A 20530-nucleotide genomic window follows, 5' to 3' on the forward strand; every position below is an offset into this window, starting at 1 on the left:
GTTTCGGTGGTCATAGCGTGAGGGAAACGCCCGGTTACATTCCGAACCCGGAAGCTAAGCCTTACAGCGCCGATGGTACTGCAGGGGGGACCCTGTGGGAGAGTAGGACACCGCCGAACAATCATTCAAAGGGTTGGATCCTGAACTTCGGTTCGGGGTCCAACCCTTTTTTGTTGTGCGTCACTTGAAGTTCACGTTGCGCAATCACCATCCGAAGCATGGGTACTGCTGCAATGCTCAGGGCCGCCGGCGTCGGAGTCGGTGACGAGGTCGTCGTACCGGCCTTCGGGAACGTCGAGGTCGCCGAGGCGGTGACACTCGCGGGTGCGCTTCCGGTGTTCGCGGACATACATCCGTCGACCTACTGCCTTGACGCGTCCGCTGTCGAAGCGGCCGTAACTCCGCGGACGGCGGCCGTCGTTGTCGTGCACCGCTTCGGTCGGCCCGCCGATATGCGGCGGCTGCTCGAGGTCGGGCAACGGCACGGGCTGCTCGTTCTCCAGGAAGGCGAGTCCGAGGCGCCGTACGACGAGGTCGCGCAGCGGCGGGAGCGGGCCTGCTACCTGGACGGGAAGTTGCGCGGGGTGCGTACGCCTGACGGTGGCGACGGGCACACGTATCAGCAGTACGTGGTGCGGGTGCCGGGGAACGGGCGGCCGGATCGGGACGCCTTCGCTCGGGCCTTGCGGGGCAAGGGAGTTGACTGTCGGGTGCCGGTGAAGACGCCCGTGCACCGGCTGCCGGAGTTCCGGCGCTGTGTGTCGCTGCCGGAGACCGAGCGGGCCGCCGACGAGACGCTCGCCCTGCCGGTGGACGCCTCGTTGACCAAGCGGGACATGCAGCGGGTCGTGGCCGCGTGCAATGCGCTCGGGGGACTGCTTCAGCCTGCGTTCTGAGCGAGTTGGGAGCACGGGTCTGTTCGGGGTATGATCTATTCCGTTGCCGCGAGGGAAACCTCGAAAAGGCGACAGGCCCCCTTAGCTCAGTCGGCAGAGCGTCTCCATGGTAAGGAGAAGGTCAACGGTTCGATTCCGTTAGGGGGCTCCAGCCAAAAGGCCCCGCCCATTCGGGCGGGGCCTTTTTCGTGCTTTCTCTCAGTCCTTGTGGAGGCCCGGGACACGCATCGCCAGAATCGCCATGTCGTCGGACGGGGCGTCGGAGGCGAAGCGCTCGACCGCGCGCATGATGCGGGCCGCCACCGCACCGGCCGTCAGGCCCGTGCAGGTGGTCAGGACGTCGGCGAGGCCGTCGTCGCCCAGCATGCGGGTGCCTTCCCGGCGTTCGGTGACGCCGTCGGTGACGCAGAGGAGCACATCGCCCGGGTCGAGGGTGACTGTCTCCTCGTAGAGCTCCAGGTCCTCCATGACGCCCAGGAGCGGCTGGGGCTCGGCCGCCGGTTCGACGGTGCCGTCCTGGCGCAGGCGGAGCGGGAGCGGGTGGCCGGCGCAGACGACCTTCAGGCGGGCGCTGCCGTCCTCCTGGGGCCACAACTCGCCGTAGAGGAGGGTCAGGAAGCGGCTGCGGGCGCCCTCGTCGAGGATGGCGGAGTTCAGGCGCTCCAGGACCGCCGGGCCGCTCAGGCCCTCGCGGGCCAGCAGGCGGAGGGCGTGGCGGGCGAGGCCCGTCACCGCCGCCGCGTTCGGGCCCGTGCCGCAGACGTCGCCGATGGCGAACCCGTAGGCGCCGTCGCTGATGGGGAAGAGGTCGTAGAAGTCACCGCCGACCTCGTTGCCCTCGCCGGCCGCGCGGTAGATGACCTCGACCTCGACGCCGTCGATCTCGGGGAGTTCCGGGGGCAGGAGGCTGCGCTGGAGGGACTGGCTGATCGCCGTGCGCTCGGAGTAGAGGCGGGCGTTGTCCAGGGCGAGGGCGGCCCGGCGGCTCAAGTCCTCGGCCAGTTCCAGGATTTCCTGGCGGAAGTGTTCGTCGGTGGGCTTGCCGAGGGTCAGCATGCCGATGACGCGGTTGCGGGCGACCAGGGGGAGGACGACGGTCTCGCCGCCCACCGCGGAGGCCGTGGCGAGCGTGGGGCCGATTCCGGAGGCGAGCTGGTGGGTCTGGCCGCCGCTGAGGCCGAGGCTGCGCATGGAGCTGCGCAGCGCCGCCTGGTGGGCGGCCTCGCCGGGGGCCGACCAGACGCGGGCGCCGGGCGTGGGGACCGGGTCCGGCGGCTGGACCTTCGACAGCAACGACTTGATGCCGTCGATGAGTTCCTCGTCCTCGTGCAGGACGTACGACAGATAGGGCTCCGAGGCCTGGTCGGCGATCGTGTAGACGGCGCACCAGGTGGCCAGGGTCGGGACGGTCATCTGGGCCATCAGTGCCAGTGTCTGGTCGCGGTCCAGGGTGCCGGCGAGGAGGTCGGAGGCCTCGACGAGGAAGCTCAGGGAGCCGCGGCGCAGGCGTTCCAGCTCGCCCAGGCGGGCCGACTCGACGGCCAACGCGATGCGGTCGGCGGCGAATTGCAGGCGCAGGGCCTCTTCGTTCGAGTATCTGCCGGGGGCTTCCGCGGCCACGCCGAGGGAGCCGGTGAGGCGGCCTTCGACCTTCAGCGGCACGGTGACGACCGAGCGCATTCCGGTGCCGCTGAGGAGCGGTACGGCGCCCGGTACGGCCGACAGGTCGTCGTGGACGGCCGGCATGCGGGCGGAGCCGTAGCGGCCGGGGCCCGCCTCGACGGGCACGCGCGCGAAGCGCTGGCGCGCGGACGGCAGGCCGGTCGAGGCGCGGACCTCCAGTTCCGTCTCGTCGTCGGTCGCGAGGAGCAGGAAGGCGGAGTCGCCGTCGAGCATGTCCCGGGCGCGTTCGACCGTGCGCTGGAGGAGGCCGTCGAGGTCGTCGGGGGCGGGGGAGCCGATGAACACCTCGAACGGGTCGGTGTTCTGGCCGTCGGGGGACGTGGTCGTGTCCGAGGCCGCGACGCGCAACGGGGTCTGGAGTACGGCCCGTTCGTGGTCGCGGACCAGCAGGCAGACCGTGGAGGGCTCGCCGCCGGAGTCACGAACGCGCAGGTGGGAGGCGTACACCGAGGTGACGCGGCCGTTGGCGGCCCTGATGCCGTAACTGCCCTCCCAGCGCGAGAGCCGCAGGGCCTCGGCAATGCCGGTGCCGGTGCCGGGGGTGTGCGGCCAGGCCGCGAGGTCGGTGAGGGGCTTGCCGATCACTTGTTCGGCGGGGTAGCCGAAGAGCTCCTCGGCGTCCTCGTTCCAGGAAGTGATGGCGCACGTGCGGTCGATCTGGACCACGGCGACGCGGACGCGGCCGTCGGCCAGCGGGAGGAGGTCGGCGGGCAGCGACGGACCGGCCGTACGGGTGCCGACCGGGCGTTCTGGCAGGTCGAGGCGGAACCACACCTGTTTCTGGGTGGGGGTGTACTCGACGCCCCAGCGGCTGGCGAGCGCGGCGCAGAGCTGGAGGCCGCGGCCGCCCTCGCGGTCCAGGTTGCCCATGTTGACGGCCTGGCCCTGGAGGGGGATCTCGCGCTCGGGGTAGCGGTCGGCGACCTCGATCCGTACGCCCTCGTCACTGCGCAGACACAGAACGTCCGCGGAGGTGCCTGCGTGGACCACCGCGTTGGTGACGAGTTCGCTGGTCAGGACCACCGCGTCGTCGACGATGTCGGCGAAGCCCCAGCCCTGGAGGGTGTCCCGGACGAAGGAGCGGGCGGTCGCTACCGATCGCCCGACAGGCTCGAAGCTGGCGGCCGCGCGCGCGGTGATCACAGAACTCCTCGACCGGTTGTCGACGTGCAGGGCTGCCTGGCCGACCGGGTGGTGCCGCTGCTGCGGCAGGCCGCCCGTCGGCCGGGGGTCCGGGTTCTGTCCCCCGGGGACCAGTCCGGTGGTCATGTGTGCGGCCGCCCTCCGATGCCCGCTCGTGCTCGTGCCACCGCCCAGGCCGGACGGACCGGCTCGGCTGGACAGCCGCATGCAAGGTTACTTACCTTCGACGGCTGTGCGGATGCCGGTCTGCAGTGTTTCCGTCCGGAGGGTGTGCGGACGATGTGCGAAGCTGCCGAACTGTTATGGCCGGGTTCAACCTGGGTGAAACACTGGGCAGGCTCCTGAAGAAGGTTCGGGCAGGCCGAGTGCCGTCCGCGTGAGACGGGCAGCAGCCCGTAGTGCGGCTTTGTTCGCCCGGTTGAGATATCGCTGTAGTAAGCAGGAGTGCGCGGCAGCAACCGGTATGCCGCGCGGCACCACCCGAGCACAGCAGTAACGGTCGACCCCTGCGGGAGGGACACAGTGGAGTCTGGCGCAGCGACGCGGGGCACTAAGACGCGCGCGAAAGGCGGACAGTCCCCGAGCAACCAGCGCAAACCGAGCAATGGCACCACCACGGTGGACACGGCTGCCCTGAACCGGCTGCTGGCCGCTCTGGTGTCCATGCGGGACGGGAACTTCCGCAAGAGGCTCACGGTGTCCGGCGACGGCCCGATGTCGGAGATCGCGGCTGTTTTCAACGAGGTGGCCGACCGCAATCTGCATCTGACGGGTGAGCTGTCGCGGGTGCGGCGCATGGTGGGCCGTGAGGGCAAGCTCACGGAAAGGCTGGAAACAGGCGCCTGCGAGGGCTCCTGGGCGTCCGCCATCGATGCCTCCAACGCGTTGGTGGACGATCTCGTACGGCCGGTCTCCGAGGTCGGCCGGGTGCTCTCGGCGGTCGCGGAGGGTGACCTCTCGCCCCGCATGGAGCTCAGGACCCAGGCGCCGGACGGCACGGGGCATCCGCTGCGCGGGGAGTTCCTGAAGGTCGGGCGGACTGTAAACAACCTTGTCGATCAGCTGTCGACCTTCACCGACGAGGTCACCCGCGTGGCCAGCGAGGTCGGTACCGAGGGCAAGCTCGGCGGCCAGGCGCGTGTGCGGGGCATGTCGGGTTCCTGGAAGGACCTGACCGAGTCCGTCAACACGATGGCGTACCGGCTGACGGCCCAGGTGCGGGACATCGCCCTGGTGACGACGGCGGTCGCCAAGGGTGACCTGTCCCGCAAGGTCACGGTGCATGTGGCCGGCGAGATGCTGGAGCTGAAGAACACCGTCAACACGATGGTGGACCAGCTGTCGTCCTTCTCGTCCGAGGTGACCCGCGTCGCGCGTGAGGTGGGTGTCGAGGGCGAGCTGGGCGGCCAGGCGCAGGTGCCGGGTGTGGCCGGTGTGTGGAAGGACCTCACCGATTCGGTGAACCTGATGGCAGGAAACCTTACTGCCCAGGTGCGCGGGATCGCTCAGGTGACGACGGCGGTCGCCAGCGGTGACCTGTCGCAGAAGGTGACGGTCTCCGCACGCGGCGAGGTCGCACAGCTCGCCGACACGATCAACCAGATGACCGAGACGCTGCGGATCTTCGCGGACGAGGTCACGCGTGTGGCCAACGAGGTCGGCGCCGAGGGGCAGCTCGGCGGGCAGGCGAACGTGCCGGGTGCGGCGGGGACGTGGAAGGACCTCACCGATTCGGTGAACACGGTCTTCCGGAACCTCACCACACAGGTGCGGGACATCGCCGCCGTGACGACGGCGGTGGCCAACGGTGACCTGTCGCAGAAGGTCACCGTCGACGTGGCCGGCGAGATGCTGGAGCTGAAGAACACCGTCAACGGGATGGTGGACCAGCTGTCCGCGTTCGGTGCCGAGGTCACGCGTGTGGCGCGCGAGATCGGCGTCGAGGGTGAGCTGGGCGGTCAGGCCCAGGTCCCCGGGGCCGCCGGAACCTGGAAGGACCTCACCGACTCCGTCAACACGGCGTTCAGGAACCTCACCGGTCAGGTGCGGAACATCGCCCAGGTGACGACGGCGGTGGCCAACGGAGACCTGTCGCAGAAGGTCACCGTGGACGTCTCCGGCGAGATGCTCCAGCTGAAGAACACCGTGAACACGATGGTGGACCAGCTGTCCGCCTTCGCCGACCAGGTGACGCGGATGGCCCGTGACGTGGGCACCGAGGGGCGTCTGGGCGGTCAGGCCGTGGTGCCGGGGGTCTCCGGGACCTGGAAGGAACTCACGGACTCCGTCAACTTCATGGGTGGCAACCTCACCTCGCAGGTGCGGCAGATCGCCCAGGTGACGACCGCGGTGGCCCGCGGTGACCTCTCCCAGAAGATCGACGTGGACGCCCGGGGCGAGATCCTGGAGCTGAAGAACACCATCAACACGATGGTCGACCAGCTCTCCGCCTTCGCCGACCAGGTGACCCGCGTGGCCCGTGACGTGGGCACCGAGGGCCGTCTCGGCGGCCAGGCGCAGGTGCCCGGCGTGGCCGGTGTGTGGCGGGACCTGACCGACTCCGTGAACGGAATGGCAGGAAACCTTACTGCCCAGGTGCGGAACATCGCCCAGGTGGCCACCGCGGTGGCCCGGGGTGACCTGTCGCAGAAGATCGACGTGGATGCCCGGGGCGAGATCCTGGAGCTGAAGAACACCCTCAACACGATGGTGGACCAGCTCTCCAGCTTCGCCGACCAGGTGACGCGGGTGGCCCGCGAGGTGGGCACCGAGGGCATCCTGGGCGGCCAGGCCGAGGTGCAGGGAGTCTCCGGCACCTGGAAGGACCTCACGCAGTCCGTGAACTTCATGGCGAACAACCTGACCATCCAGGTGCGCAACATCGCCGAGGTCACGACCGCCGTCGCCAAGGGTGACCTCTCCAAGAAGATCACCGTCGACGCCAAGGGCGAGATCCTCGAGCTCGTCACCACCGTCAACACGATGGTCGACCAGCTGTCGTCCTTCGCCGAGCAGGTGACCCGGGTGGCCCGCGAGGTGGGCACCGAGGGCCAGCTGGGCGGCCAGGCACGGGTTCCGGGTGTCACGGGCATCTGGAAGGACCTCAGTGACAACGTGAACCTGATGGCCAACAACCTGACCATGCAGGTGCGCAACATCTCCCAGGTCGCCAACGCGGTCGCCAACGGTGACCTCACGCGGACGGTGACCATCGAGGCGCGCGGTGAGGTCGCCCAGCTCGCCGACACCTTCAACACCATGGTGAAGACGCTGAGTTCGTTCGCCGACCAGGTCACCAAGGTGGCCCGCGAGGTGGGCACGGACGGCATCCTGGGCGGCCAGGCACGGGTGCCCGGCGTGGCCGGCACCTGGAAGGACCTCACCGAGTCCGTGAACCAGATGGCGTCCAACCTGACCGGTCAGGTGCGGAACATCGCCATGGTGACCACGGCCATCGCCAAGGGTGACCTGACGAAGAAGATCGACATCGACGCCCGGGGCGAGATCCTGGAGCTGAAGACCACGATCAACACGATGGTCGACCAGCTGTCCTCCTTCGCCGAGGAGGTCACCCGGGTCGCCCGCGAGGTGGGCACCGAGGGCCAGCTCGGCGGTCAGGCACGGGTGCGGGACGTCGACGGCACCTGGCGCGACCTCACCGAGTCCGTGAACGAAATGGCAGGAAACCTTACTCGCCAGGTACGCGCCATCGCGCGCGTGGCGACCGCGGTGACCCGGGGCGACCTGAACCTTAAGATCGACGTGGACGCGTCCGGTGAGATCCAGGAGCTCCAGGACTACATCAACAAGATGATCGCCAACCTGCGCGACACCACGATCGCCAACAAGGAGCAGGACTGGCTCAAGGGCAACCTGGCCCGTATCTCGGCGCTCATGCAGGGCCGCCGTGACCTGGAGGACGTCGCCTCGCTGATCATGAGCGAGCTGACGCCGGTGGTGTCCGCACAGCACGGCGCGTTCTTCGTCGCCATGCCGCTGCTCGACGGCAAGGACCTCGCGGCCGACAGCGACGACCAGTACGAGCTGCGGATGCTCGGGTCGTACGGCTACTCGATGGGCTCCATGCCGACGTCGTTCCGGCCGGGTGAGGCGCTCATCGGGACGGCCGCCGAGGAGAAGCGCACGATCCTGGTGGAGAACGCGCCCAGCGGCTACCTGAAGATCTCCTCCGGTCTCGGAGAGGCGCCGCCCGCGCAAGTGATCGTCCTCCCGGTGCTGTTCGAGGGGAAGGTGCTCGGAGTCATCGAGCTGGCTTCCTTCACACCCTTTACGCAGATCCAGAAGGACTTCCTCAACCAGATCGCCGAGATGATCGCGACCAGCGTCAACACCATCTCCGTCAACACCAAGACGGAGGTGCTGCTGAAGCAGTCGCAGGAGCTGACCGAGCAACTCAGGGAGCGGTCGGCCGAGTTGGAGAACCGGCAGAAGGCCCTCCAGGCGTCCAACGCCGAACTGGAGGAGAAGGCCGAGCTGCTGGCCCAGCAGAACCGCGACATCGAGGTGAAGAACACCGAGATCGAGGAGGCGCGGCAGGTCCTGGAGGAGCGTGCCGAGCAACTCGCCGTGTCGATGCGGTACAAGAGCGAGTTCCTGGCCAACATGTCCCACGAGCTGCGGACGCCGCTCAACTCGCTGCTGATCCTCGCCAAGCTGCTCGCCGACAACGCAGACTCCAACCTCACCCCGAAGCAGGTCGAGTTCGCCGAGACGATCCACGGGGCGGGTTCCGACCTGCTCCAGCTGATCAACGACATCCTCGACCTGTCGAAGGTCGAGGCGGGCAAGATGGACGTCTCCCCGACGCGGATCGCGCTCGTGCAGCTCGTGGACTACGTGGAGGCCACCTTCCGGCCGCTGACCGCGGAGAAGGGGCTCGACCTGTCGGTACGGGTCTCGCCCGAGCTGCCCGCCACGCTGCACACCGACGAGCAGCGCCTGCTCCAGGTGCTGCGCAACCTGCTGTCCAACGCGGTGAAGTTCACCGACTCCGGGGCCGTCGAGCTGGTCATCCGGCCCGCCGGGAGGGATGTGCCGGTGGCGATCCGGGAGCAGTTGCTGGAGGCCGGTTCGCTGCGGGACGCGGACGCCGACCTGATCGCGTTCTCGGTGACGGACACCGGCATCGGGATCGCGGCCAGCAAGATGCGGGTGATCTTCGAGGCGTTCAAGCAGGCCGACGGCACGACCAGCCGCAAGTACGGCGGTACCGGTCTTGGACTGTCGATCTCGCGGGAGATCGCGCAGCTGCTCGGCGGTGAGATCCACGCGCAGAGCGAGCCGGGACGCGGATCGACGTTCACGCTGTATCTGCCGCTGCACCCAAGTGAACTGCCGCCCCAGGGCTACCAGCAGTCCATGCCCGCCCTGGAGGCCGGCGACCTCGTGGCGTCCACGTCGGAGAACGGCATGTCCGGGGCCGGGGTGGAGACGCCGGCCGAGGTGAGGTCGTACCAGGAGACGCAGAACGGCGCCGCGGCGCTGTTCCGGCGCCGCCGCCGGACCGCGCCCGCCCTGGAGCAGCGGATCGGGCAGCCGGACCAGTGGTCGGCGGTGGAGCACCAGTCCGCGCCGCAGCCGCGCCGGGGCATCCGGTTCGGCGGGGAGAAGGTGCTGATCGTCGACGACGACATCCGCAACGTGTTCGCGCTCACCAGCGTCCTCGAACAGCACGGACTGTCCGTGCTCTACGCGGAGAACGGCCGTGAGGGCATCGAGGTGCTGGAGCAGCACGAGGACGTGGCGGTCGTCCTGATGGACATCATGATGCCGGAGATGGACGGGTACGCGACCACGACGGCGATCCGCAGGATGCCGCAGTTCGCCGGGCTGCCCATCATCGCGCTGACCGCGAAGGCCATGAAGGGGGACCGGGAGAAGGCGCTGGAGTCGGGAGCCTCCGACTACGTGACCAAGCCGGTCGATCCCGATCATCTGCTGTCGGTGATGCAACAGTGGATGCGGGGAGAGTGATGGGATTCGGCGAAGTTCACGCGGAGTTGCTGACCGAGTGTGTCCGACGCCGTGTAGAACTGCGGGATTCGGGGAACCTTCTGGTCTCCCGCTTCGTTTGTGCTGTGTGCACAGTGACATCGCGGTGACAGGGTGTGGCGACAGACAGGGTGCGGCTACGATGACCGGCACAAGGACGGGCGGCGAAAGGGAGTCGTCCCCAGGGGCGGCACCCGGTGCACATCCGGGGCGAGGAGGGCGGGCCATGGTGCAGAAGGCCAAGATCCTCCTGGTCGATGACCGGCCGGAGAATCTGCTGGCGCTGGAGGCCATCCTCTCCGCGCTCGATCAGACACTGGTGCGGGCATCGTCCGGGGAGGAAGCGCTCAAAGCGCTGCTCACGGACGACTTCGCAGTGATTCTGCTGGACGTCCAGATGCCGGGCATGGACGGCTTCGAGACCGCGGCGCACATCAAACGGCGGGAGCGGACCCGCGACATCCCGATCATCTTCCTCACCGCGATCAACCACGGCCCGCACCACACCTTCCGTGGCTACGCGGCCGGCGCGGTGGACTACATCTCCAAGCCGTTCGACCCGTGGGTGCTGCGCGCGAAGGTCTCGGTGTTCGTCGAGCTCTACATGAAGAACTGCCAGCTGCGTGAGCAGGCGGCGCTGCTGCGGCTCCAGTTGGAGGGCGGCGGCAAGGCCGCGGCCGGAGACGCCAAGGAGCCGGCCGGTCTGCTCGCCGAGCTGTCCGCGCGGCTGGCGGCGGTCGAGGAGCAGGCGGAGGCGCTGTCCAAGCAACTCGACGACGAGTCGGCGGACGCGGCCGCGGTGGCCACAGCGGCCCATCTCGAACGCAAACTCACGGGGTTGCGGCGGGCACTGGACGCGCTGGAGCCCGGAACCGGGCCCTCTCCGTCGGTGTCCTCGCAGAACTGACGCGGGATCGCCGGTGAGCATCCGTCAATTCACCGGCTCCACAAGCGTGCGTCAGTTCCGCGCTTCTTCAGAAGCGACACGAACGGGTGAAGCACCGGGCACACGTGTCCGTTGCCTTCTCCACCGGTAATCTCACACCTATGGCCTCACGTCCCTCCGCAGCCAAGAAGCAGCCCGCCAAGAAGGCTGCCGCTCCCGCGAAGGGTCCGGCGAAGAAGGCGGCCGCCAAGAGGGCCCCGGCGAAGAAGGCGCCCGCCAGGAAGGCCCCCGCGAAGAAGGCCGTGCCGCCGAGGCCCGCGCCCAGCCCCACCGGTGGCGTCCTCCGGCTCGTCCGGGCTCTCTGGCTCGGCCTTGCGCATGCCGTCGGCGCGGTGTTCCGCGGCATAGGGCAGGGTGCCAAGAACCTCGACCCTGCGCACCGGAAGGACGGCGTGGCCCTCCTGCTGCTCGGACTCGGCCTGATCGTCGCCGCCGGTACCTGGTCGAACCTGCGGGGCCCGGTCGGCGACCTCGTCGAGATCATCGTGACCGGTGCCTTCGGCCGCCTCGACCTCCTCGTACCGATACTGCTCGCGGTCGTCGCCGTCCGTTTCATCCGGCACCCCGAGAAGCCCGAGGCCAACGGCCGGATCGTGATCGGTCTGTCGGCGCTCGTCATCGGTGTGCTCGGCCAGGTCCACATCGCCTGCGGCTCGCCGGCCCGCAGCGCCGGCATGCAGGCCATAAGGGACGCCGGCGGTCTCATCGGCTGGGGAGCGGCGACCCCGCTGACGTACACCATGGGTGACGTCCTGGCCGTACCGCTGCTGGTGCTGCTGACCGTCTTCGGCCTGCTCGTGGTCACCGCCACCCCCGTCAACGCCATCCCGCGACGGCTGCGGGAGCTCGGGGTGCGGCTCGGGATCGTGCATGAGCCGGTGGTGGACGAGTTCGGTGACGACGACGAGCGCTACGACGAGCAGTGGCGCGAGGCGCTGCCCGCGCGTGGTCGCAGGCGCGGTCCCGCACCCGAGTCGTACGACCCCGACGGCGCGGAGCAGGAAGCGCTCTCGCAGCGTCGCGGGCGGCCCAGGCGCTCTGCGGTGCCGCAGCCCGCGATGGACCGGCAGATGGACGCCGTGGACATCGCCGCGGCCGCCGCCGCGGACCTGGACGGCGTCGTCATGCACGGTCTGCCGCCGTCGCCGCTGGTCGCCGACCTCACCCAGGGGGTGAGCGTGGGGGACCGGGTGGAGACGACGCCGGTGCCCACCCCGGTCCCGGCCGCGCGGCCCAAGCAGGAGGCGAAGCCCAAGCAGGAGAAGCTCAAGGTCGAGGTCGCCGACCTCACCAAGCCCGCTCCCGAGGCGCCGAGCGAGCTGCCCGCGCGCGCGGAGCAGCTCCAGCTGTCGGGCGACATCACCTACTCGTTGCCCTCGCTGGACCTCCTGGAGCGCGGCGGCCCGGGCAAGGCGCGCAGTGCGGCCAACGACGCCATAGTCGCGTCGCTGACGAACGTCTTCACGGAGTTCAAGGTCGACGCCGCCGTCACCGGCTTCACCCGCGGGCCGACGGTCACGCGCTACGAGGTCGAGCTCGGACCCGCCGTGAAGGTCGAGCGGATCACCGCGCTGGCCAAGAACATCGCGTACGCCGTCGCCAGCCCGGACGTGCGGATCATCTCGCCGATCCCCGGCAAGTCCGCCGTCGGCATCGAGATCCCCAACACCGACCGGGAGATGGTCAACCTCGGTGACGTGCTGCGGCTCGCGGCGGCCGCCGAGGACGACCACCCCATGCTGGTCGCGCTCGGCAAGGACGTCGAGGGCGGCTATGTCATGGCCAACCTGGCGAAGATGCCGCACGTGCTCGTCGCCGGAGCCACCGGTTCCGGTAAGTCGTCGTGCATCAACTGCTTGATCACTTCCATCATGGTGCGCGCGACCCCCGAGGACGTGCGCATGGTCCTCGTCGACCCCAAGCGCGTGGAACTGACGGCCTACGAGGGCATCCCGCACCTCATCACGCCGATCATCACCAACCCGAAGCGGGCCGCCGAGGCGCTCCAGTGGGTCGTACGCGAGATGGACCTGCGCTACGACGACCTGGCGGCGTACGGGTTCCGGCACATCGACGACTTCAACGAGGCCATCAGGAACGGCAAGGTCAAGCTGCCCGAGGGCAGTGAGCGCGAGCTCCAGCCGTACCCCTATCTGCTGGTGATCGTCGACGAGCTCGCCGACCTGATGATGGTCGCGCCCAGGGACGTCGAGGACGCGATCGTGCGCATCACGCAGCTCGCGCGCGCGGCCGGCATCCACCTGGTGCTCGCCACGCAGCGGCCGTCGGTGGATGTCGTCACCGGTCTGATCAAGGCGAACGTGCCGTCGAGGCTCGCCTTCGCCACCTCCTCGCTCGCCGACTCGCGGGTCATCCTCGACCAGCCCGGCGCGGAGAAGCTGATCGGCAAGGGCGACGGGCTCTTCCTGCCGATGGGCGCCAACAAGCCCACCCGTATGCAGGGCGCCTTCGTGACCGAGGACGAGGTCGCGGCGATCGTCCAGCACTGCAAGGACCAGATGGCGCCGGTCTTCCGGGACGACGTCGTCGTGGGGACCAAGCAGAAGAAGGAGATCGACGAGGAGATCGGCGACGACCTCGACCTGCTGTGCCAGGCGGCCGAGCTGGTCGTCTCCACGCAGTTCGGGTCGACGTCCATGCTCCAGCGCAAGCTGCGGGTCGGGTTCGCGAAGGCGGGGCGGCTGATGGACCTCATGGAGTCGCGGGGGATCGTCGGGCCGAGCGAGGGATCCAAGGCTCGTGACGTTCTTGTGAAGGCTGACGAGCTGGACGGAGTGCTCGCGGTGATTCGCGGGGAGGCTTGAGGGGAGCACGGAACGGGTGCGGTCACCGATGTTCGATCGTGACTCACCCGTAAGGGATCATTGAGCAACCGTTTCCCTTCGGCGCACGTCAAGTTGAGGGAAGCGAAAAGCTGCTGCTCCACCATCGGTGTGTCCGGCCATACCGATGGCGTACAAAGTCCTACCGCCCGGTTGCCCCACCCTTTCGTACCCCCCCTAAACTGAACCCTCAGCACAGGTGGCTCAAACGCTCGAAAGGCGCCCCCGTGTCCATCGGCAACTCCCCTGAAGACGAGCGTCCGTTCGAAGACGACCCGCAGGAAGCCCGCCTCTCCGTCGGCCACGCCCTGAAACAGGCGCGGATCGCGGCCGGGCTGACCGTCGACGACGTCAGCAGCGCCACCAGGGTCCGCATCGCCATCGTGCACGCCATCGAGGCGGACGACTTCGCTCCCTGCGGTGGCGACGTCTACGCCCGGGGTCACATCCGGACCCTGGCCAAGGCCGTCCACCTGGATCCGGCTCCGCTGCTGGACCAGTACGCCGCCGATCACGGCGGTGGACGTCCTGCCCCCACCCCGGCCGCCCCGCTGTTCGAGGCGGAACGCATCCGTCCCGAGCGCCGCGGACCCAACTGGACCGCGGCCATGGTCGCCGCGATCGTGGCCGTGGTCGGCTTCGTCGGGTTCACCGCCTTCAAGGGCGGTGACGACGGCGGCACGACGCAGGTCGCCGACGGCACCACGCCCGCCACGAGCGAGTCCCCGACTCCCAAGTCCGACCAGGCGAGCCCCAAGAACCCCAAGCCGACCCCGTCCGACAGCGCCATCGCGGCGGCACCCCAGGACAAGGTGACCGTGCAGGTCAGCGCCGCTGACGGCAAGAGCTGGATCCTCGCCAAGGACCACAACGGCCGGACCCTGTTCGACGGACTGCTCAAGCAGGGCGACTCCAAGACCTTCCAGGACAGCGACAAGATCAACCTCGTCCTCGGTGACGCCGGGGCCATCCAGCTGTACGTGAACGGCAAGAAGATCGACGACGACTGGCAGCCCGGCGCCGTGGAGCGCCTGACGTACACGAAGGGCGACCCGCAGGTCGGCTAGGCATCTGTTCGGTTTCCGTCGCAAAGGGGTTGGCCAAGATCGGCCAACCCCTTCGACATGGGGTGTCGGTGGGACGAAGTAGTCTTGAGCCCATGCCTGAACGCCGTACCGTCGCACTCGTCACCCTTGGCTGCGCCCGTAACGAGGTGGACTCGGAGGAGCTCGCAGGCCGTTTGGAGGCGGACGGCTGGGATCTCGTGGAGGACGCCGCCGACGCGGACGTCGCCGTCGTCAACACCTGTGGCTTCGTCGAGGCCGCCAAGAAGGACTCCGTCGACGCCCTCCTGGAGGCCAACGACCTCAAGGGTCACGGCAGAACCCAGGCCGTCGTGGCGGTGGGCTGCATGGCCGAGCGCTACGGCAAGGACCTCGCCGAGGCCCTCCCGGAGGCCGACGGCGTGCTCGGCTTCGACGACTACGCCGACATCTCCGACCGCCTCCAGACGATCCTCAGCGGTGGCATCCACGCCGCCCACACCCCGCGCGACCGGCGCAAGCTGCTGCCGATCAGCCCCGCCGAGCGCCAGGAGTCGGCGGCGGGCGTCGCCCTGCCGGGCCACGGTCCCGCCGTAGAGGCGGCCCCTGCCCCCACCGACCTTCCGGAAGGCCTCGCTCCGGCCTCCGGCCCCCGCGCGCCCCTGCGCCGCCGTCTGGACGGCTCCCCGGTCGCCTCGGTGAAGCTCGCCTCCGGCTGCGACCGGCGCTGCTCCTTCTGCGCCATCCCGTCCTTCCGCGGCTCCTTCATCTCGCGCCGCCCCTCGGACGTCCTGAACGAGACGCGCTGGCTGGCCGAGCAGGGCGTCAAGGAGATCATGCTGGTCTCCGAGAACAACACGTCGTACGGCAAGGACCTCGGCGACATCCGCCTGCTCGAGTCCCTCCTGCCCGAGCTCGCCGAGGTCGACGGCCTCGAGCGGGTGCGCGTGAGCTACCTCCAGCCCGCCGAGATGCGCCCCGGCCTGATCGACGTGCTGACCTCCACGCCGAAGGTCGTGCCCTACTTCGACCTGTCCTTCCAGCACTCCGCCCCCGGCGTGCTGCGCGCGATGCGCCGCTTCGGCGACACCGACCGCTTCCTGGAACTCCTCGACACCATCCGAGGCAAGGCCCCCGAGGCCGGCGTGCGCTCCAACTTCATCGTGGGCTTCCCCGGCGAGAGCGAGGCCGACCTCGCGGAGCTGGAGCGGTTCCTGAACGGCGCTCGTCTGGATGCCATCGGTGTCTTCGGGTACTCCGACGAGGAGGGCACCGAGGCCGCGACGTACGAGAACAAGCTGGACGAGGACGTCGTCGCCGAGCGGCTGGCACGCGTGTCCCGGCTCGCCGAGGAACTGGTCTCGCAGCGCGCCGAGGAGCGTGTCGGCGAGACCGTGCACGTGCTGGTCGAGTCGGTCGACGACGAGGGTGTGTTCGGCCGTGGCGCGCACCAGGCGCCCGAGACCGACGGCCAGGTGCTGCTCACGAGCGGCGAAGGTCTGAGCGTCGGTCGTATGGTCGAGGCGAAGGTGGTCGGCACGGAAGGTGTCGACCTGGTGGCCGAGCCGCTCGACGGTTCGCTCGCGTGTAGTGAGGAGGCGGGCAGATGACCGGAGTTCCGGCGTCCGCCGCAGGTGGCCCCTCCGCCGCGAAGGGTGGACCGGTGGGTGGGGTCCCCGGTGCCGCCTCCGGCGCGGTCCCCGGCACTCCTTCGGACGCGGTCTCCGGTACGGCGGGCGAGGCGCGGGCGAGTGTGGCGACCGGGGCGGGTGTCGTCCCCGGTGGGGGTGTCGCTCCCGGCGCCACCGTCGTGTCCGACGTCTCCCCGGACCGTGAGGGCAGCTCCGACACGAAGCCCTCGCCGGGCAAGAAGATCGCGGCCGCGGCCGTCAACCAGGCCAGCGTCTGGAACATCGCCAATCTGCTGACCATGCTCCGGCTGGTCCTGGTGCCCGGCTTCGTCGCCCTGATGCTGGCCGACGGAGGGCACGACCCCGCGTGGCGGTCGTTCGCCTGGGCGGCCTTCTCGGTCGCCATGATCACCGACCTGTTCGACGGTCACCTGGCCCGCACCTACAACCTCGTCACCGACTTCGGGAAGATCGCCGACCCCATCGCCGACAAGGCGATCATGGGGGCTGCGCTGATCTGTCTCTCCGCGCTCGGCGACCTGCCCTGGTGGGTGACGATCGTCATCCTCGGCAGGGAACTCGGGATCACGCTGCTGCGTTTCCTCGTCATCCGGTACGGCGTCATCCCGGCGAGCCGGGGCGGCAAGCTCAAGACCCTCAGCCAGGGCATCGCCGTGGGGATGTACATCCTGGCGCTGACGGGATGGCTCGCCACCGCGCGGTTCTGGGTGATGGCGGTGGCGGTCGTGCTGACCGTCGCGACCGGGCTCGACTATGTGAGACAGGCCATCGTGCTGCGCAGACAGGGAATCGCTGAGCGCAAGGCGGCGTTGGAGGAGGCGGAAGCGTGAATTCCCCGGCCGCCCAGGTGGTACGACTACTCGCTGTGAACGGACAGACGCTCGCGGTCGCCGAGTCGCTGACCGGTGGGCTGGTTGCGGCGGAAATCACAGCGGCTCCCGGAGCCTCCAAGGCGTTCCGGGGCTCGGTGACGGCCTACGCCACCGAACTCAAGCACGAGCTGCTGGGGGTCGACGCCACCCTGCTGGACCAGTGCGGGGCGGTGGATCCGCAGGTCGCGGCCCAGATGGCGGCCGGAGTGCGCAAGGCGCTCGGTGCCGACTGGGGTATCGCTACCACCGGAGTCGCCGGCCCGGAACCGCAGGACGGCAAGCCCGTCGGAACGGTGTACGTGGCTGTCGACGGGCCCGCCGGGGGCGCTTCCGCGGCAACTGGTGGCGGGAAAGTGACCGCACTGCGGTTGAACGGCGACCGCGCGGAAATTCGTATGGAGAGTGTACGGAGCGTACTCGCTTTGCTCCTGGAAGAGCTTACGGGCGAACAGACCGGAAATGAGCGGGCACAGGATACGGAACGGAACGGGGGGTTTTGATGTTTGCAGCCCTGAGTGAACACGACATCGCTCCCCGCACGGCCGCGGCGCAAGGCGGTACGGTGGGGCGTGAAGGATGCGGCTACGCGGTCCGAGGAGGGAGCCACCGATGATTCTGCTCCGTCGCCTGCTGGGTGACGTGCTGCGTCGGCAGCGCCAACGCCAGGGCCGTACTCTGCGCGAAGTCTCCTCGTCCGCCCGAGTCTCACTCGGCTATCTCTCCGAGGTGGAGCGGGGGCAGAAGGAGGCTTCCTCCGAGCTGCTCTCCGCGATCTGCGACGCGCTGGACGTACGGATGTCCGAACTCATGCGGGAAGTGAGCGACGAGCTCGCCCTCGCCGAACTGGCCCAGTCCGCTGCGGCCACCCCCAGCGAGCCCGTACCGGCGCCGGTGCGCCCGATGCTGGGTTCCGTCTCGGTCAAGGGTGTGCCACCGGAACGGGTCACCATCAAGGCGCCCAGCGAAGCGGTGGACGTCGTCGCGGCGTAGCGCTCAGGCTGGTCGCTCACGCCGGTGTGAGCGTGTGCCGACAGCGCGCTGAGAAGAAGTGTGCGAGGCCCCGAGCGGGCTTCTCCGGTGGATCTGGAGAGGCGCGGGTCGGGGTTTTCGTGCATCTTGGAGCGATGTGCGGGTGGCGTTGTCGGGTGCCTTGGTTGCTGCTTCGGTGACGGTGGACGTCTCGGTGCGTCCGTGTGCCCGGGGTGCGCCCTCCCTTGTGGGTGAGACGGCGGTCTAGCGTCCGGGCTGGAGGTGGCTGCATGGCGGGGCCGACAGTGTGCCGGGGCGTGGCTCTCGGGCTCGGGGTGCTGTGGTGGTGGGCCGTGGCGCGGCTGCTGCTGTCACCCGATGCCGGGGCGCTCGAAGGGGCGGTCGCGGCCGGCGGGTGGGGGTTGAGCCTGTTGCCGGTCCACTGCGTGCCGAAGGGGCGGGCTCTGGGAGCGCTGGGGGCAGGGCGGTGGCGCCGGGCGTGGGGGGCGGGGAGTGCGCGGCGTTACGGCGGCGGTCAGGGGCCGGCTGTGGGGGAGGTGCGGCCGGGTAAGGCGGAGAGGGGTCCGTGAGCGGCGCTGGTGGGGGCGTTGCCGTGCCGCGAGGGCGCTTCGGGAGAGAGGTAGCGGGCGGATTTCGGCGGGGGGAGCTGAGGTGGCCCGGCCGGGAGCGGCGCGCGGGTGTGTGGGTGCGGCGCGCAGGTGTACGGGTGCGGCGCGCGGGTGTGCGGGGGCCGTGGTCACCAGGGCATTGCCACTCCGCCGTTCGGTCGCAGGATCTGGCCTGTGGTGAAGGATGAGGCGTCCGAGGCCAGGTGGAGGACCGCGTGGGCGATGTCCTCCGGCTCGCCGACCCGCTTGAGCGGTGACATGCGGGACATGAGTGCCTCGGTGTGGGCCTGGGCCTCCTCGTCGTGGCGGTCGGTCATCGGGGTGCGGATCCAGCCCGGGGCGACCGCGTTGACCCGGATGCCGTAGCGGCCCACCTCCGTGGCCAGGGTTTTCGTCAGCTGGACCACCGCCGCCTTGGCCGCGCCGTAGCAGAGCAGGCCGGGGCCGCCGGTGTCCACGGCTCCCGACGCCATCGTGACGATGCTGCCCCGCGTTCCGCGCGCGATCATCACGCGGGCCGCCTCCTGGCAGGCGTACAGGACACCCTTGAAGTTGACGTTCAGGACGCGGTCGAGGTCCTCGTCCCGTGTCTCCAGGACCGGGCTGCTGTGCATGATCCCGGCGACCGCCGCCAGGATGTCGAGGTGCCCGCAGGAGGCGACGGCCCGGTGCAGCTGCTCGCGGTCGGTGACGTCCAGGGGGTGCGTGTGCGCGGTTCCGCCGGTCTCCTTGACGAGGCTCGCCGTCCCGTGCAGCCCCATCTCGTCGCGGTCCGCGCAGTGCACGGTGGCACCCGCCCGGGCGAGCAGGACGGCGGACGCGCGGCCGATGCCGCTCGCGGCGCCGGTGACGAACGCGGTGCGTCCGGTGAGGTCGTACGCGCTGACGGCCATGGAGCGACCGTACGAGGGTTTCTGACGGAGCGTCAATTGGTCGTACGGCGTGAGGTTCCGGGGTGGCCGCTCGGTGCTCCGCGCCGGGGGCTCGGGGTGGGGCCGGTCTGGCAGTGGGGGCACCAGTAGGTGGGGCGTTCGCGAGAGCCGTCGCCCTGGTCGGCCACGCGGATGGAGGTGCGGCAGCGCAGGCAGGGGCGGGGGGCACGGCCGTAGACGAAGAGGTCCTGGCCGCGGCGGCCGGTCGTGTTGCGGACCGGGCGGTCCCGGTTGGCCTCCAGGAGCTTCTTCGCGAGCGCGGGGAGGTGGGTCGCACGGTCGGCGGGGAGGGCGCCGACGGGAAGCCAGGGCGTGGCACCGAGCAGGAAACAGAGCTCGCTCTTGTAGACATTGCCGATGCCGGCGAGGTTGCGCTGGTCCAGGAGGGCTTCGCCGAGTTCGCGGGAGGGGTCCTGGAGGAGGTTCGCGAGGGCGCGCTCGGGGTTCCAGTCCGGGCCGAGGAGCTCGGGGCCCAGGTGGCCGACGGCTTTGTGTTCGTCGGCGGTGCGGAGGAGTTCCAGGACGGGGAGGCGGTAGCCGACGGCCGTGCGGTCGGTGTTGCCCAGGATCGCGCGGATCTGGTGGGCGGGGCCGCCGGTCCAGCGCTGGTCGTTGGCGTACACCTTCCACGCTCCGTCCATGCGGAGGTGGGAGTGGAGGGTGAGGCCGCCTTCCACGCGGGTGAGGAGGTGTTTGCCGCGGGGGGTGACGTCGAGGACGCGGCGGCCTGTGAGGTCCGCGGTGGCGTACTTCGGGACTCTCAGGTCGCTGCGGGTCAGGGGCCTGCCGGCGAGGGCCTCGTGCAGGCGTCTCGCGGCTTGCCAGACGGTGTCTCCTTCGGGCATGGGTCAAGGGTGGCATGAGGGTGGGGCGCCGGGGCGGGGCGACTCCTGGGGGCTTTGCGCATGGT

General features: G+C 69.6%; 13 protein-coding genes, 1 tRNA gene and 1 rRNA gene. 12 read left to right on the plus strand and 3 right to left on the minus strand.

Annotated elements, in window-relative coordinates; genetic code table 11:
* The first annotated feature begins 2 nt into the window (after positions 1-2).
* The 3 genes from rrf (at position 3) to H295_RS0130270 (ending at position 1047) form a co-directional block, all read left to right on the plus strand.
* Positions 3-119: ribosomal RNA gene (gene rrf / locus H295_RS0130260) — 5S ribosomal RNA — on the plus strand.
* A 114-nt stretch (positions 120-233) separates the two neighbouring features.
* Positions 234-896, plus strand: coding sequence for a DegT/DnrJ/EryC1/StrS family aminotransferase (locus tag H295_RS0130265; protein WP_020139089.1), 663 nt, complete (start codon positions 234-236; stop codon positions 894-896).
* A 75-nt stretch (positions 897-971) separates the two neighbouring features.
* Positions 972-1047, plus strand: a tRNA-Thr gene (locus H295_RS0130270).
* 47 nt (positions 1048-1094) lie between these two features.
* Here the strand turns inward: H295_RS0130270 and H295_RS0130275 are convergent.
* On the minus strand, positions 1095-3848 hold the full coding sequence (locus H295_RS0130275; protein WP_020139090.1) for a SpoIIE family protein phosphatase: 2754 nt from the start codon (positions 3846-3848) through the stop codon (positions 1095-1097).
* A 396-nt stretch (positions 3849-4244) separates the two neighbouring features.
* On the opposite strand from H295_RS0130275, the gene H295_RS0130280 reads away from it, so the two are divergent.
* From H295_RS0130280 to H295_RS48085, 9 genes are all read left to right on the plus strand, one after another.
* Positions 4245-9716, plus strand: coding sequence for a HAMP domain-containing protein (locus H295_RS0130280; RefSeq protein ID WP_106960978.1), 5472 nt, complete (start codon positions 4245-4247; stop codon positions 9714-9716).
* Between the two features lie 244 nt (positions 9717-9960).
* Positions 9961-10641: a response regulator gene (locus tag H295_RS0130285; protein WP_020139092.1), complete on the plus strand. Its 681-nt coding sequence runs from the start codon at positions 9961-9963 to the stop codon at positions 10639-10641.
* A 140-nt stretch (positions 10642-10781) separates the two neighbouring features.
* The gene (locus H295_RS0130290; RefSeq protein ID WP_020139093.1) at positions 10782-13505 is read left to right on the plus strand and encodes a DNA translocase FtsK; all 2724 of its coding nucleotides are present in this window, start codon (positions 10782-10784) and stop codon (positions 13503-13505) included.
* A gap of 245 nt (positions 13506-13750) precedes the next feature.
* Positions 13751-14590 carry a helix-turn-helix domain-containing protein gene (locus tag H295_RS0130295; RefSeq protein WP_020139094.1) on the plus strand — a complete coding sequence of 280 codons (840 nt, stop codon included), beginning with the start codon at positions 13751-13753 and terminating at the stop codon, positions 14588-14590.
* 92 nt (positions 14591-14682) lie between these two features.
* Entirely contained in the window at positions 14683-16176 is a 1494-nt protein-coding gene (rimO, locus tag H295_RS0130300; protein WP_078616786.1) for a 30S ribosomal protein S12 methylthiotransferase RimO, read from the plus strand.
* Complete coding sequence (pgsA, locus tag H295_RS0130305; RefSeq protein ID WP_020139096.1) at positions 16173-17048, plus strand: CDP-diacylglycerol--glycerol-3-phosphate 3-phosphatidyltransferase; 876 nt, start codon at positions 16173-16175, stop codon at positions 17046-17048. The genes rimO and pgsA overlap by 4 nt, the downstream gene beginning before the upstream one ends.
* Positions 17045-17590, plus strand: coding sequence for a CinA family protein (locus tag H295_RS0130310; RefSeq protein ID WP_020139097.1), 546 nt, complete (start codon positions 17045-17047; stop codon positions 17588-17590). Before pgsA ends, H295_RS0130310 begins: the two co-directional genes overlap by 4 nt.
* 109 nt (positions 17591-17699) lie before the next feature.
* A complete protein-coding gene (locus H295_RS0130315; RefSeq protein WP_007385114.1) occupies positions 17700-18080 on the plus strand; it encodes a helix-turn-helix domain-containing protein in 381 nt (126 codons plus the stop codon).
* Between the two features lie 269 nt (positions 18081-18349).
* The gene (locus H295_RS48085) at positions 18350-18649 is read left to right on the plus strand and encodes a hypothetical protein (RefSeq protein WP_078616787.1); all 300 of its coding nucleotides are present in this window, start codon (positions 18350-18352) and stop codon (positions 18647-18649) included.
* 167 nt (positions 18650-18816) lie between these two features.
* Here the strand turns inward: H295_RS48085 and H295_RS0130320 are convergent, their stop codons facing one another.
* Together H295_RS0130320 and H295_RS0130325 are read right to left on the minus strand one after the other, a co-directional pair.
* The gene (locus tag H295_RS0130320; protein WP_020139098.1) at positions 18817-19581 is read right to left on the minus strand and encodes an SDR family NAD(P)-dependent oxidoreductase; all 765 of its coding nucleotides are present in this window, start codon (positions 19579-19581) and stop codon (positions 18817-18819) included.
* Positions 19582-19613: 32 nt separating this feature from the next.
* Positions 19614-20465 carry an Fpg/Nei family DNA glycosylase gene (locus H295_RS0130325; RefSeq protein WP_020139099.1) on the minus strand — a complete coding sequence of 284 codons (852 nt, stop codon included), beginning with the start codon at positions 20463-20465 and terminating at the stop codon, positions 19614-19616.
* Positions 20466-20530: the final 65 nt, after the last annotated feature.

This window comes from Streptomyces sp. 351MFTsu5.1 (assembly GCF_000383655.1).
Classification (GTDB): Bacteria; Actinomycetota; Actinomycetes; order Streptomycetales; family Streptomycetaceae; genus Streptomyces; species Streptomyces griseorubiginosus.